Below are 12,874 nucleotides of genomic sequence, written 5' to 3' on the forward strand. Positions count from 1 at the left end.
AAGGAGTTTCCATGGCTATCCAGATGACAGAAGCGGCAGCTAACCATATCCAGCGCTCACTTGCGGGGCGCGGCAAGGGCGAGGGTATCCGCCTGGGTGTTCGCACCACGGGTTGTTCCGGCCTCGCCTATGTACTGGAATTCGTCGACGAAGTCGGTGAAGACGATCAGGTGTTCGAGAGTCATGGTCAGAAAGTGATCATCGACCCCAAGAGCCTGACGTACCTGGACGGCACCGAGCTGGATTTCGTCAAGGAAGGGTTGAACGAAGGCTTCAAGTTCAACAACCCCAACGTGCGCGGTGAATGTGGCTGCGGCGAAAGCTTCAACATCTGAGGCTGCTCGTGGGTACTCCTTGTCATTTTGCGTTGTTCCAGTTGCAGCCTGCTTTCCAGCTGGACCTCGATCAGTTGTCCGCGCGTTATCTGGAACTGGCCCGTGGTGTCCACCCCGACCGCTTTGCCGATGCCTCCGAGGCTGAGCAGCGGCGGGCGCTCGAGCAGTCGGCGAACCTCAACGAGGCCTACCAGACGCTCAAGAGTCCGGCCAAGCGCGCGCGTTACCTGCTCGCCATCAGCGGTCATGAGCTGCCCCTGGAAGTCACGGTGCACGATCCCGAGTTCCTGTTGCAGCAGATGCAATGGCGCGAGGAGCTCGAAGACCTGCAGGACAGCGCCGACCTGGCGGGTGTCGCGGTCTTCAAGCGTCGCCTGAAAGACGCCCAGCAAGAACTCAACGAGAGCTTCGCCGCCTGCTGGAACGACGCTGCGCAACGCGAACAGGCCGAACGCCTGATGCGGCGCATGCAGTTCCTCGACAAGCTGACCTACGAAGTGCGCCAGCTGGAAGAGCGCCTCGACGATTAACCCAGTGCCGCTCCGGTCGCACGCCTGATTACAGATAAGTCCTGATTACGATGGCCCTACTGCAGATCGCCGAACCCGGCCAAAGTCCACAACCGCACCAGCGTCGCCTGGCTGTCGGGATCGACTTGGGTACCACCAATTCCCTGGTCGCTGCTTTGCGCAGCGGTCTTTCCGAGCCGCTGGCCGACGAGCAGGGGCGGGTGATCCTGCCGTCTGCCGTGCGCTACCACGCCGATCGCGTCGAAGTTGGCGAGTCGGCGAAGCTGGCCGCCGCCACCGATCCACTCAATACCGTCGTGTCGGTCAAGCGCTTGATGGGTCGTGGTCTGTCCGACGTCAAGCAATTGGGCGATCAACTGCCGTACCGTTTCGTCGGCGGCGAATCCCACATGCCGTTCATCGAAACCGTGCAAGGCCCGAAAAGCCCGGTAGAAGTCTCCGCTGATATCCTCAAGGTCCTGCGTCAGCGCGCCGAAGCCGCGTTGGGCGGTGAACTGGTGGGCGCGGTGATCACCGTCCCGGCCTATTTCGATGACGCCCAGCGCCAAGCCACCAAGGACGCGGCCAAGCTCGCCGGTCTCAACGTGCTGCGTCTGCTCAACGAGCCGACGGCGGCTGCGGTGGCGTACGGGCTGGACCAGCATGCCGAGGGCCTCGTCGCCATTTACGACCTGGGCGGCGGCACGTTTGATATTTCGATCCTCCGCCTGACCGGCGGGGTCTTCGAAGTCCTCGCCACCGGTGGCGACAGCGCCCTGGGCGGCGACGATTTCGATCACGCTATTGCCGGCTGGATCATCGAGCAGGCGGGCTTGTCCGCTGATCTCGATCCGGGTACCCAGCGCCATCTGCTGCAAACCGCCTGCGCCGCCAAGGAAGCCTTGACCGACGCCGCCAGCGTTGAAGTCACTTACGGCGAATGGACAGCCACGCTGACCCGCGAAGCCTTCAATGCCCTCATCGAACCCATGGTCGCCCGCAGCCTCAAGGCCTGCCGCCGTGCCGTGCGTGATTCCGGCGTCGAGCTGGAAGATGTCAAGGCCGTGGTCATGGTCGGTGGTTCGACCCGTGTGCCTCGGGTTCGCGAAGCCGTTGCCGAAGCCTTTGGCCGTCAGCCGCTGACTGAAATCGACCCGGACCAGGTGGTCGCCATCGGTGCCGCGATCCAGGCCGATACCCTGGCTGGCAACAAGCGCGAGGGCGGCGAATTGCTGCTGCTCGACGTGATTCCGTTGTCCCTGGGCCTGGAAACCATGGGCGGCCTGATGGAGAAGGTGATCCCGCGCAACACCACCATCCCCGTCGCCCGCGCCCAGGATTTCACTACTTATAAAGACGGCCAGTCGGCCATGATGATTCATGTGCTGCAAGGCGAGCGTGAATTGATCAGCGATTGCCGCTCCCTCGCGCGTTTCGAATTGCGCGGCATCCCGGCGATGGTTGCCGGCGCGGCGAAGATTCGCGTGACCTTCCAGGTCGACGCCGATGGCCTGCTCAATGTCTCCGCCCGCGAACTCGGTTCGGGCGTCGAGGCAAGCATCCAGGTCAAGCCGTCCTACGGCCTGACCGACGGCGAAATCGCCAAGATGCTCAAGGATTCGTTCCAGCACGCCAGCGACGACAAAGTCGCACGTGTGCTGCGCGAGCAGCAGGTCGATGCCCAGCGCCTGGTCGAAGCCGTGCAAGCCGCCCTCGAAGCCGACGGCGAGCGCTTGCTCGACGCCGAGGAGCGCATGGTCATCGAAATGCAGATGCAAGAACTCTCCGAATTGATCAAGGGCACCGATGGTTATGCCATCGAGCAGCAGACCAAGCGTCTGTCGCAAGTCACCGATGCCTTTGCTGCCCGCCGCCTGGACTCGACGGTGAAAGCCGCCCTGGCGGGGCGCAACCTGAATGAAATCGAGGAATAACTGATGCCGCAGGTGATTTTTCTGCCCCACGAGAAGTTCTGCCCGGACGGCATGGTCGTGGAAGCCGAGCCCGGAACGTCCATTCTTGACCTGGCCCACAAACACCACATCGAGATGGAAAGTGCCTGTGGCGGCGTTTGCGCTTGCACGACCTGCCACTGCATCATTCGTGAAGGTTTCGAGTCGCTGGAAGAGGCGGACGAGCTGGAAGAAGACTTTCTTGACCGCGCCTGGGGGCTTGAGCCGCAATCGCGTCTGGGTTGCCAGGCCATCGTCGGCACTGAAGACCTGACCGTCGAAATCCCGAGATACTCACTTAACCATGCGGCCGAAGCGCCGCACTGATGGTGACACTGTCATGAGCTATGGTTGGAATGATGTACAACGCATCGCGGAAGAATTGGCCGAAGCCCACGAGGGTCTCGATCCGTACTCTGTAGGTTTCGTCCGTCTGCAGCAGATGATCCTTGAGCTGCCTGACTTCGATGCCACCTCTGGCCGAGTCGGCGAGAAGGTGTTGGAAGCGGTTCAGGAGCTCTGGGCCGCAGAATTGGACTGATCGCCTCGCAGGTTAGGCAATACCCAAGAACCCGCGTATAATTCGCGGGTTTAATTTTTCGTAAATTACCGTTTCTGGAGTTACACCATGGCTGTTCAACGTACTTTCTCCATCATCAAGCCTGACGCCGTTGCTAAAAACGTGATCGGCAAGATCGTTACCCGCTTCGAAGACGCTGGCCTGCGCGTTGTAGCTTCGAAAATGAAGCAACTGTCCAAAGCCGAAGCCGAAGGCTTCTACGCTGAGCACAGCGAGCGCGGTTTCTTCGGTGAACTGGTTGCCTTCATGACTTCCGGTCCGGTTGTCGTTCAGGTGCTGGAAGGCGAAAACGCCATCGCTCGCAACCGTGAGCTGATGGGCGCTACCAACCCTAAAGAAGCTGCTGCCGGCACCATCCGTGCTGACTTCGCTGAATCCATCGACGCCAACGCCGTCCACGGTTCGGACTCCGAAGCCGCCGCTGCTCGCGAAATCGCTTACTTTTTCTCCGCTACTGAAGTAACCACTCGCTAAGCCCAGGCTTTTGAGTGAAGGTGAATCCATGACTACATCGAACGGCAAAACCAACCTGTTGGGCCTGACCCAGCCGGAAATGGAGAAATTCTTCGACTCGATCGGGGAGAAGCGTTTCCGTGCCGGTCAGGTGATGAAATGGATTCACCACTTTGGCGTCGACGATTTCGACGCCATGACGAATGTCGGCAAGGCCCTGCGCGAAAAGCTCAAGGCCGTTGCCGAGATTCGCGGCCCTGAAGTGGTCAGCCAGGACATTTCCAGCGACGGCACCCGCAAGTGGGTGGTGCGCGTGGCGTCCGGCAGCTGCGTCGAGACCGTCTACATTCCCCAGGGCAAGCGCGGCACCTTGTGCGTTTCGTCCCAGGCAGGCTGTGCCCTGGATTGCAGTTTCTGCTCCACCGGCAAGCAAGGCTTCAACAGCAACCTCACCGCCGCCGAAGTGATCGGCCAGGTGTGGATTGCCAACAAATCCTTTGGCAGCGTCCCGGCAACCGTCGACCGTGCCATCACCAACGTGGTGATGATGGGCATGGGTGAGCCGCTGCTGAACTTCGACAACGTCGTCGCCGCCATGCACCTGATGATGGATGACCTGGGCTACGGCATCTCCAAGCGCCGCGTGACCCTGTCCACCTCAGGCGTGGTGCCGATGATCGATGAGCTGGCCAAGCACATCGACGTCTCGCTGGCGTTGTCGCTGCACGCACCGAATGACGCATTGCGTAACCAATTGGTGCCGATCAACAAGAAGTATCCGCTTAAGATGCTGCTCGAGTCGTGCCAGCGCTACATGTCGTCCCTGGGCGAAAAGCGCGTGCTGACCATCGAGTACACCTTGCTCAAGGACGTGAATGACAAGGTTGAACATGCGGTCGAGATGATCGAACTGCTCAAGAACATCCCGTGCAAGATCAACCTGATCCCGTTCAACCCGTTCCCGCATTCCGGCTACGAGCGTCCGAGCAACAATGCGATTCGTCGGTTCCAGGATCAGCTTCACCACGCTGGCTTCAACGTCACCGTGCGCACCACCCGTGGCGAAGACATCGATGCCGCGTGTGGCCAATTGGTAGGACAGGTGCTGGATCGCACCCGTCGCAGCGAACGCTACATTGCCGTGCGCGAATTGAACGCCGCGGACGATGCAGTACAGAACGCTGCGAACAGTCACTAAGAGAGGAACTCTATGTCCCTGCGCTTTGCGCTGCTGTTGCTGCTGGCCGGTCTTTGTTCCGGTTGTGTTCTGTCGGGCGACTATAACCCGATGAAAACCAGCAAGGGCCGTGACGAAGCGCGCGAGGCCTATGTGCAGCTGGGCATCGGCTATTTGCAACAGGGCATGACCGAGCGGGCCAAGGTGCCGCTCAAGAAGGCCCTGGAGCTGGACAGCTCGGACGCCGATGCCAATGCGGCGCTGGCCCTGGTGTTCCAGGCCGAGATGGAGCCGGAACTGGCCGATGAACACTTTCGCAAGGCGTTGTCCGCCCGCCCGCAAGACGCCCGGATCCTCAACAACTACGGCAGCTTCCTCTACGAGCAGGCACGCTACAAGGAAGCCTACGAGCGCTTCGAGCAAGCGGCCGCCGATACCCTTTACCCTGAGCGTTCGCGGGTGTTCGAGAACCTCGGCATGACCGCCGCGAAACTCGGCCAGCGTGACCTGGCCCGCCAGCAGCTCGAAAAGGCGCTGCGGCTCAACCGCCAGCAACCGCGCGCGTTGCTGGAAATGGCTGAGTTGTCTTACGAAGACAGGCATTATGTGCCCGCTCGCGACTATTACGAGCGGTTTAGCCTGCTCAGCGAGCAAAATGCACGTAGTCTATTGCTCGGCGTTCGGCTGGCGCATGTGTTTGAAGATCGTGACAAGGCCGCCAGTTATGGCCTGCAACTCAAAAGACTCTATCCCGGTACGCCGGAATATCAGCAATACCTGTCGGAGCAATGATGAAAGCGGCGCATCCCGAAGTTGTAGCAGCGACTCGCGTAAATCCCGGTGAGACCCTGCGTCAAGCCCGCGAAAGCAATGGTTGGTCGCTGGCCGAAGTGGCCCTCAAGCTCAATCTCACCGTGACTTCCCTGAGCAACCTGGAAGCCGGCGCGTTCGACAAATTGCCTGGGCATACTTTCGCCCGGGGCTACATCCGCGCCTATGCCAAGTTGCTTGGCATGGACCAGACCGTGCTGGTCCAGCAATTCGATCAATACACCGGTTCCGACGCCCAGGGCAGCAGTGTGCACAGCCTGGGCCGTATCGAGGAGCCAGTGCGCGTTTCCCATACCATTTTGCGTATCGTCAGCCTGTTGCTGCTGATCGCGGTGATCGGTGGCGGTTTCGTCTGGTGGCAGGATCAGGCTTCCTTGCGCAGCAAGGAGCCGGTTGCGATGAACCCTGAGCATGTCGAAGTCGAAGGCGCCGACGGCACCACCCAGATTCATCCGCTGGATGAGCCGGAAGACCAGGCTGTTGTCGAGGGGCAGACCGAGGGTGAAACCGCCCTGGCATTGCCTCAAGGCCAGGACAGCGGCGAGACCGATGCCGCCGCGGGTGCCGAGCCTGTCGTGCCATCCGCTCCCGCGCCAGCCCCAACACCCGCCGCCCCCACGGCTCCGGCCCATGCCGGCAGCGCGCCGACCACCCCGGCGGCTCCAGCCCCCGTCACGCTAGCGCCAACCGTGGCCGCTCCGGCCGTGCCAGCAGCGCCAGCAACCCCGGCGGCCCCGGCTCCTGCGCCCGGCGATGGCCAGGTACAGATCCAGTTCACCGCCGATTGCTGGACGCAGATTACCGACGGCAACGGCAAGGTCCTGTTCAGCGGCCTCAAGCGCAAGGGCGACAGCACGTCCGTCAACGGCCGGCCGCCGTTTGCCGTACGCCTGGGCTATGCCCGTGGCGCGCAGGTCAGCTACAACGGCCAGCCGGTCGATGTGGCTCCGTTCACCAGTGGCGAGACCGCTCGCCTGAAGTTGGGTCAATAAGTCATGCACGGCGAATCTCCTATCAAGCGTCGCGAATCCCGGAAGATCTGGGTCGGTAACGTGCCCGTGGGCGGCGATGCGCCAATCGCTGTGCAGAGCATGACCAACAGCGACACCAATGACGTGGCCGCCACGGTCGCGCAAATCAATCGTCTTGAAGCCGCCGGCGTCGATATCGTGCGCGTATCCGTGCCGGACATGGACGCCGCCGAGGCGTTCGGCAAGATCAAGCAGCTGGTCAAGGTGCCGTTGGTGGCCGACATTCACTTCGACTACCGCATTGCCTTGCGCGTGGCCGAGCTGGGCGTCGACTGCCTGCGCATCAACCCGGGCAACATCGGTCGCGAAGATCGGGTGCGCGCGGTGGTGGATGCCGCCCGTGACCGGGGCATTCCGATCCGCATCGGCGTCAACGCCGGTTCCCTGGAAAAAGACCTGCAGAAGAAGTACGGCGAACCGACTCCGGCCGCGCTGGTGGAATCGGCGCTGCGCCATGTCGAGCACCTCGAACGCCTGAATTTCCCGGACTTCAAGGTCAGCGTGAAGGCCTCCGACGTGTTCATGGCCGTCGAAGCCTACCGCCTGCTGGCCAAGGAAATCGTCCAGCCGTTGCACCTGGGCATCACCGAAGCCGGTGGGTTGCGCTCGGGTACGGTGAAATCTGCCGTCGGCCTCGGTATGCTGCTCGCCGAAGGGATTGGCGATACCATCCGCATCTCGTTGGCGGCGGACCCGGTCGAGGAAGTGAAAGTCGGCTACGACATCCTCAAGTCCCTGCACCTGCGTTCTCGTGGGATCAACTTCATCGCCTGCCCGAGCTGCTCGCGGCAGAACTTCGATGTGGTCAAGACCATGAACGAGCTGGAAGGGCGCCTTGAAGACCTGCTGGTGCCGCTGGATGTCGCGGTGATCGGTTGCGTGGTCAACGGGCCCGGCGAAGCCAAGGAGGCCCATATCGGCCTGACGGGCGGCACGCCGAACCTGATTTACATCGACGGCAAGCCGTCGCAGAAACTGACGAATGACAATCTGGTGGATGAGCTGGAAAAGCTGATCCGCCAGAAAGCGGCCGAAAAGGTCGAAGCCGACGCAGCGGTCATCGCGCGCGGTTAAGTCGCAAGATTAAGGAATACACGTGAGCAAGTCTCTGCAAGCCATTCGTGGCATGAACGACATCCTGCCCGAGCAGACGCCCCTGTGGCGCTATTTCGAGGGCACCGTCGCGCGCCTGCTGGATAACTACGGTTACCGGCAGATCCGCATGCCCATCGTCGAGTTCACCGAGCTGTTCAAGCGCTCCATCGGTGAAGTGACCGACATCGTCGAAAAAGAGATGTACACCTTCGACGACCGCAACGGCGATTCCCTGACCCTGCGCCCCGAAGGCACGGCAGCATGCGTGCGTGCAGTGCTTGAGCACGGCATCACCGGCGGCGGCCAGGTGCAGAAACTCTGGTACATCGGCCCGATGTTCCGCCACGAGCGTCCGCAGAAAGGTCGTTATCGCCAGTTTCACCAGATCGGCCTCGAAGTATTCAACCTTGAAGGTCCGGACATCGATGCCGAGCTGATTGTGATGACCTGGCGCCTGTGGGGCGAGCTGGGCCTGCGCGATGCGGTCAAGCTTGAGCTCAACAGCCTGGGCACCAGCGAATCCCGTGGCCGCTACCGCGAGGCGTTGGTGGAGTTTCTGTCCGCCCATGTCGACAAGCTCGACGAAGACAGCCAGCGCCGCCTGAAGACCAACCCGCTGCGCGTGCTCGATACCAAGCACCCGGAGACCCAGGCGGTCCTGGTGGACGCGCCGAAAATGGCCGACTACCTCGACGACGAATCCCGCGCGCATTTCGAAGGGCTGAAGGCACGTCTGGACGCCGTCGGCATCCCTTACGTGATCAACCCCAAGTTGGTCCGTGGCCTGGATTACTACAGCAAGACCGTCTTCGAATGGGTCACCGACAAGCTCGGCGCCCAGGGCACCGTATGCGCCGGTGGCCGCTACGACGGGCTGGTGGAGCAGATGGGCGGCAAGCCGACCCCGGGCGTGGGCTTCGCCATGGGCATCGAGCGTCTGGTGCTGATGCTTGAGGCGCTGGATAAAGTGCCCGAAGAGCTGTCCCGTCAGGTCGACGTCTACCTGTGCGCCTTTGGCGAGGCCGCAGAACTGGCCGCCCTGGCCCTGAGCGAGCGGATCCGTGACCAGTTGCCCAACCTGCGCCTGCAGATCAACGCCGGCGCCGGCAGCTTCAAGAGCCAATTCAAGAAGGCCGACAAGAGCGGTGCACTGTACGCACTGATTCTTGGTGACGACGAACTGGCTCAACAAGTGGTAGGTTTCAAACCCCTGCGTGGCCAGGGCGAACAACAAAGCATTGCCTGGGATGCGCTTGCTGCACACCTGGCCACCTGCGTCGTGCAGGGTTGAAGCTGTCAAACAGCCGATTTAGCGATTAAGGAGTATTGGGGTGTCGAGTACCGAAGATGAACAGCTGGCGGATTTGAAGGACTGGTGGACGCGCAACGGCAAGCCGCTGGTCACTGGCGGCCTGTTGGCGCTGGTCATCGTGTTCGGCTGGCAGGCCTACCAGAAATACCAGAGCAACCAGTCGCAAGGTGCCTCGTTGCTTTACCAGCAACTGCTGGAAACCACCCTGACCCCCGACGGCAAGCCTGACGCGGCGCGCGTGGCGGACCTGGCCGGCAAGCTCAACAAAGAGTTCGGCGGCACCGCCTACGCCCAGTACGGCAGCCTGTTCGTGGCCAAGGTCGCGGTCGACAGCGGCAAGCTGGACGACGCGGTCACCGAGCTGAAAGCCATCGTCGACAAACCGGCCAACCCGACCCTGGGCGAAGTCGCGCGTCAGCGCCTGGCGCAGGTGCTGGCAGCACAGAACAAGGCCGAAGACGCGCTGAAGCTGCTCGACGGCGACGCCGACAAGGCGTTCCTGGCGACCCGCGAAGAACTCAAGGGCGACCTGCTGGTACAGCTGGGCCGTGCCAATGAGGCCCATGCGGCCTACCAAAAAGCCAAGGCTGCGCTGTCGGATGAAGCCGCAGTCGGTGGCCTGCAAATCAAGCTGGACGACCTGGCCAAAGGGGATGCGTGACGTGATCCGTTGGAAACATGCAGCATTGCTGGCCCTGGCCATTCTGGCCGCGGGTTGCAGCAGCAACAGCAAGAAAGAACTGCCTCCGGCCGAACTGACCGATTTCAAAGAAGAAGTCGTGCTGCAGAAGCAATGGAGCCGCTCCGTCGGTGACGGCCAGGGTGAAACCTACAACATGCTGGTGCCGGCCATCGACGGCGACACCCTCTATGCCGGCGACGTGACTGGCGTCGTCATGGCCATGGATCGCATGAGCGGCGACGTCAAATGGGAAAAGGATCTTGAGCTGCCTGTGTCCGGCGCCGTTGGCGTGGGTTACGGGCTGGTCATGATCGGCACGCTCAAGGGCGAGATCGTCGCCCTGGACGCGAGCAGCGGTGAAGAGAGATGGCGCGCCCGCGTGACCAGCGAAGTGCTCGCGCCGCCCGCTACCAACGGTGACGTGGTGGTGGTGCAGACCCAGGACGACCGCCTGATTGGCCTGGATGCCGCCACCGGCAACCAGCGCTGGTTGTACGACAGCACTCCGGCGGTACTGACCCTGCGTGGCACCAGTGCGCCGATCGTCACCAACCGCCTCGCGGTGGCTGGCTTGTCGACCGGTAAAGTCGTGGCCCTGGATATTTCCAACGGCGTACCGGTCTGGGAACAGCGCGTAGCGATCCCGCAAGGTCGTTCGGAGCTGGAGCGTGTGGTCGACATCGACGGCGGCCTGCTGCTGTCCGGCGGTACGCTGTACGTCGCCAGTTATCAGGGCCGCGTTGCGGCGCTGGACCTGGAAAGCGGTCGTCCGTTGTGGCAGCGCGATGCGTCGAGCTACGCCGGTGTCGCCCAAGGTTTCGGCAGCGTCTACGTGAGCCTGTCCTCGGGCACCGTCGAAGGCGTTGACGAGCGTTCCACCACCGCATTGTGGAGCAACGACTCCCTGGCCCGTCGCCAACTGTCGGCCCCGGAAGTGTTCTCCAGCTACGTTGCAGTGGGTGACCTGGAAGGTTACCTGCACCTGCTCAGCCAGGTTGACGGTCGTTTCGTCGGTCGCGAGCGCATCGACAGCGACGGCCTGCGTGCCCGTCCGCTGGTGGTGGGAAACATGATCTATGTGTATGGCAACAGCGGCAAACTGGAAGCCCTGACCATCAAGTAAGACTATGCTTGGGTTAATTCCCAAGCGGCTTCACCTTTGTAGGAGCGAGCCTGCTCGCGAATGCGCTGGTCCAGCGGCCTGTATGTCGACTGACCCACTGCTTTCGCGAGCAGGCTCGCTCCCACAAGGTGGCCCCCGAGCACCAGCCGCTGCCTCGCAGCGGCTTTTGTATTTTCTGAAATAACGAAGTGGAGAGCCGCATGGTTCCCGTAATCGCCCTGGTGGGCCGACCGAACGTCGGCAAGTCCACCTTGTTCAACCGCCTGACCAGGACTCGCGACGCTATCGTCGGCGACTTGTCCGGTCTGACCCGTGATCGCCAATACGGTGAGGCCAAGTGGCAAGGGCGTACCTATATTCTGGTCGACACCGGTGGCATCTCCGGTGATGAACACGGCATGGACGAAAAAATGGCCGAGCAGTCGCTGCTCGCCATCGAAGAAGCCGATGTGGTGCTGTTCCTGGTAGACGCCAAGGCCGGTTTTACCGCCGCCGACCAGATGATCGCCGAGCATTTGCGCAAACGTAACAAGCGTTCCTATGTGGTCGCCAACAAGGTCGACAATATCGACCCGGACATGGCTCGCGCCGAGTTCGCACCTTTGGGCATGGGCCAGGCGATTCCGATCGCCGGTGCCCACGGTCGCGGCATCACCCAGATGCTGGAAATCGCCCTGGCTGATTTCCCCAAGGACGATGAAGACGAGCCGGAAGAGGGCGAGGAAGAAGTCGTTGCCGAGGGCGAGGAAGCCAAGCGCATTCCGGGTCCGAGCGAAAAGGACGGCATCAAGATCGCTATCATCGGCCGCCCGAACGTCGGCAAGTCGACGCTGGTCAACCGCATGCTCGGTGAAGACCGGGTCATCGTCTACGACCAGCCCGGCACCACCCGTGACAGCATCTACATTCCCTTCGAGCGTAACGAAGAGAAGTACACGCTGATCGACACGGCCGGTGTGCGCAAGCGCGGCAAGATCCACGAGGAAGTCGAAAAATTCTCCGTGGTCAAAACGCTGCAGGCGATCAAAGACGCCAACGTGGTGATCTTCGTGATGAACGCCCGCGAAGGCGTGGTCGATCACGACTTGAACCTGCTGGGTTTCGCCCTGGAAGCCGGTCGTGCACTGGTCATCGCGATCAACAAGTGGGACGGCATGACGCCGAGCGAGCGCGATTACGTCAAGGTCGAACTGCAGCGTCGGCTGTTCTTCGTCGACTTTGCCGACATCCACTTCATCTCGGCCCTGCACGGTACCGGCGTGGGCAACCTCTACGCCTCGGTGCAGAACTCGTTCAAGTCGGCGGTTACCCGCTGGCCGACCAACCGCCTGACCCAGATTCTCGAAGACGCGGTCGGCGAGCATGCGCCACCGATGGTCAACAACCGCCGGATCAAGCTGCGCTACGCCCACTTGGGCGGTGCCAACCCACCGATCATCGTGATCCACGGTAACCAGATCGAGAAGGTGCCCAAGTCCTACGTTCGTTATCTGGAAAACACTTACCGTCGCGTCCTGAAGCTGGTCGGCACGCCGATCCGCATCGAGTTCAAGGGCGGCGAGAACCCGTACGAAGGCAACAAGAACACGCTCACCGACCGCCAGGTCAACAAGAAGCGCCGCTTGATGTCGCACCACAAGAAGGCCGACAAGAAGCGCCGCGACAAGCGCTGATCCTGGCTGCTCAGGACCGCTTTTGTGGCGAGGGAGCTTGCTCCCGCTGGGCTGCGCAGCAGCCCCCTGCGTTTTGTCTGATGCACCGCTGTGGTGGATACATCTTGGGGCTGCTTCGCAA

14 protein-coding genes are annotated in these 12,874 nt (G+C 61.7%); all 14 read left to right on the plus strand.

The annotated features are described in order from the left end of the window. The first annotated feature begins 11 nt into the window (after positions 1-11). The 14 genes from iscA (at position 12) to der (ending at position 12,753) form a co-directional block, all read left to right on the plus strand. Positions 12-335: an iron-sulfur cluster assembly protein IscA gene (iscA, locus tag J3P89_RS04920; protein WP_003185155.1), complete on the plus strand. Its 324-nt coding sequence runs from the start codon at positions 12-14 to the stop codon at positions 333-335. An 8-nt stretch (positions 336-343) separates the two neighbouring features. Continuing rightward, positions 344-865 carry a co-chaperone HscB gene (gene hscB / locus J3P89_RS04925; RefSeq protein ID WP_305498984.1) on the plus strand — a complete coding sequence of 174 codons (522 nt, stop codon included), beginning with the start codon at positions 344-346 and terminating at the stop codon, positions 863-865. Positions 866-915: 50 nt separating this feature from the next. Beyond that, on the plus strand, positions 916-2,778 hold the full coding sequence (gene hscA / locus J3P89_RS04930) for a Fe-S protein assembly chaperone HscA (protein ID WP_434696867.1): 1,863 nt from the start codon (positions 916-918) through the stop codon (positions 2,776-2,778). Between the two features lie 3 nt (positions 2,779-2,781). Beyond that, positions 2,782-3,123 carry an ISC system 2Fe-2S type ferredoxin gene (gene fdx / locus J3P89_RS04935; protein ID WP_434696868.1) on the plus strand — a complete coding sequence of 114 codons (342 nt, stop codon included), beginning with the start codon at positions 2,782-2,784 and terminating at the stop codon, positions 3,121-3,123. A gap of 13 nt (positions 3,124-3,136) precedes the next feature. Then, positions 3,137-3,337 carry a Fe-S cluster assembly protein IscX gene (iscX, locus tag J3P89_RS04940; RefSeq protein WP_016773328.1) on the plus strand — a complete coding sequence of 67 codons (201 nt, stop codon included), beginning with the start codon at positions 3,137-3,139 and terminating at the stop codon, positions 3,335-3,337. An 87-nt stretch (positions 3,338-3,424) separates the two neighbouring features. Then, entirely contained in the window at positions 3,425-3,850 is a 426-nt protein-coding gene (gene ndk, locus J3P89_RS04945) for a nucleoside-diphosphate kinase (RefSeq protein ID WP_042727994.1), read from the plus strand. 28 nt (positions 3,851-3,878) lie between these two features. Continuing rightward, positions 3,879-5,027, plus strand: a complete 1,149-nt coding sequence (rlmN, locus tag J3P89_RS04950) for a 23S rRNA (adenine(2503)-C(2))-methyltransferase RlmN (RefSeq protein WP_092202362.1) — start codon at positions 3,879-3,881, stop codon at positions 5,025-5,027. Positions 5,028-5,039: 12 nt separating this feature from the next. Next, positions 5,040-5,798 carry a type IV pilus biogenesis/stability protein PilW gene (gene pilW / locus J3P89_RS04955; protein ID WP_305498992.1) on the plus strand — a complete coding sequence of 253 codons (759 nt, stop codon included), beginning with the start codon at positions 5,040-5,042 and terminating at the stop codon, positions 5,796-5,798. Further along, complete coding sequence (locus tag J3P89_RS04960) at positions 5,798-6,829, plus strand: RodZ domain-containing protein (protein ID WP_434655891.1); 1,032 nt, start codon at positions 5,798-5,800, stop codon at positions 6,827-6,829. The genes pilW and J3P89_RS04960 overlap by 1 nt, the downstream gene beginning before the upstream one ends. Before the next feature lie 3 nt (positions 6,830-6,832). Further along, a complete protein-coding gene (gene ispG / locus J3P89_RS04965) occupies positions 6,833-7,942 on the plus strand; it encodes a flavodoxin-dependent (E)-4-hydroxy-3-methylbut-2-enyl-diphosphate synthase (RefSeq protein WP_305498996.1) in 1,110 nt (369 codons plus the stop codon). Positions 7,943-7,964: 22 nt separating this feature from the next. Next, positions 7,965-9,254, plus strand: a complete 1,290-nt coding sequence (gene hisS, locus J3P89_RS04970; protein WP_434696869.1) for a histidine--tRNA ligase — start codon at positions 7,965-7,967, stop codon at positions 9,252-9,254. A 40-nt stretch (positions 9,255-9,294) separates the two neighbouring features. Further along, positions 9,295-9,936 (plus strand): YfgM family protein, encoded by a 642-nt coding sequence (locus J3P89_RS04975; protein WP_434696870.1) that lies wholly within the window; start codon positions 9,295-9,297, stop codon positions 9,934-9,936. Then, complete coding sequence (bamB, locus tag J3P89_RS04980; RefSeq protein ID WP_434696871.1) at positions 9,929-11,080, plus strand: outer membrane protein assembly factor BamB; 1,152 nt, start codon at positions 9,929-9,931, stop codon at positions 11,078-11,080. The genes J3P89_RS04975 and bamB overlap by 8 nt, the downstream gene beginning before the upstream one ends. A gap of 200 nt (positions 11,081-11,280) precedes the next feature. After that, the gene (gene der / locus J3P89_RS04985) at positions 11,281-12,753 is read left to right on the plus strand and encodes a ribosome biogenesis GTPase Der (protein ID WP_434696872.1); all 1,473 of its coding nucleotides are present in this window, start codon (positions 11,281-11,283) and stop codon (positions 12,751-12,753) included. Positions 12,754-12,874 lie beyond the last annotated feature (121 nt).

Source organism: Pseudomonas sp. Z1-14, assembly GCF_051132005.1.
Taxonomy (GTDB): Bacteria; Pseudomonadota; Gammaproteobacteria; order Pseudomonadales; family Pseudomonadaceae; genus Aquipseudomonas.

What these genes read in the sequence shown, in the direction of transcription:
- iscA (WP_003185155.1), top strand. Translation starts at nt 12, where the DNA reads ATGGCTATCCAGATGACAGAAGCGGCAGCTAACCATATCCAGCGCTCA.
- hscA (WP_434696867.1), top strand. Translation starts at nt 916, where the DNA reads ATGGCCCTACTGCAGATCGCCGAACCCGGCCAAAGTCCACAACCGCAC.
- fdx (WP_434696868.1), top strand. Translation starts at nt 2,782, where the DNA reads ATGCCGCAGGTGATTTTTCTGCCCCACGAGAAGTTCTGCCCGGACGGC.
- iscX (WP_016773328.1), top strand. Translation starts at nt 3,137, where the DNA reads ATGAGCTATGGTTGGAATGATGTACAACGCATCGCGGAAGAATTGGCC.
- ndk (WP_042727994.1), top strand. Translation starts at nt 3,425, where the DNA reads ATGGCTGTTCAACGTACTTTCTCCATCATCAAGCCTGACGCCGTTGCT.
- rlmN (WP_092202362.1), top strand. Translation starts at nt 3,879, where the DNA reads ATGACTACATCGAACGGCAAAACCAACCTGTTGGGCCTGACCCAGCCG.
- pilW (WP_305498992.1), top strand. Translation starts at nt 5,040, where the DNA reads ATGTCCCTGCGCTTTGCGCTGCTGTTGCTGCTGGCCGGTCTTTGTTCC.
- J3P89_RS04960 (WP_434655891.1), top strand. Translation starts at nt 5,798, where the DNA reads ATGAAAGCGGCGCATCCCGAAGTTGTAGCAGCGACTCGCGTAAATCCC.
- ispG (WP_305498996.1), top strand. Translation starts at nt 6,833, where the DNA reads ATGCACGGCGAATCTCCTATCAAGCGTCGCGAATCCCGGAAGATCTGG.
- bamB (WP_434696871.1), top strand. Translation starts at nt 9,929, where the DNA reads ATGCGTGACGTGATCCGTTGGAAACATGCAGCATTGCTGGCCCTGGCC.
- der (WP_434696872.1), top strand. Translation starts at nt 11,281, where the DNA reads ATGGTTCCCGTAATCGCCCTGGTGGGCCGACCGAACGTCGGCAAGTCC.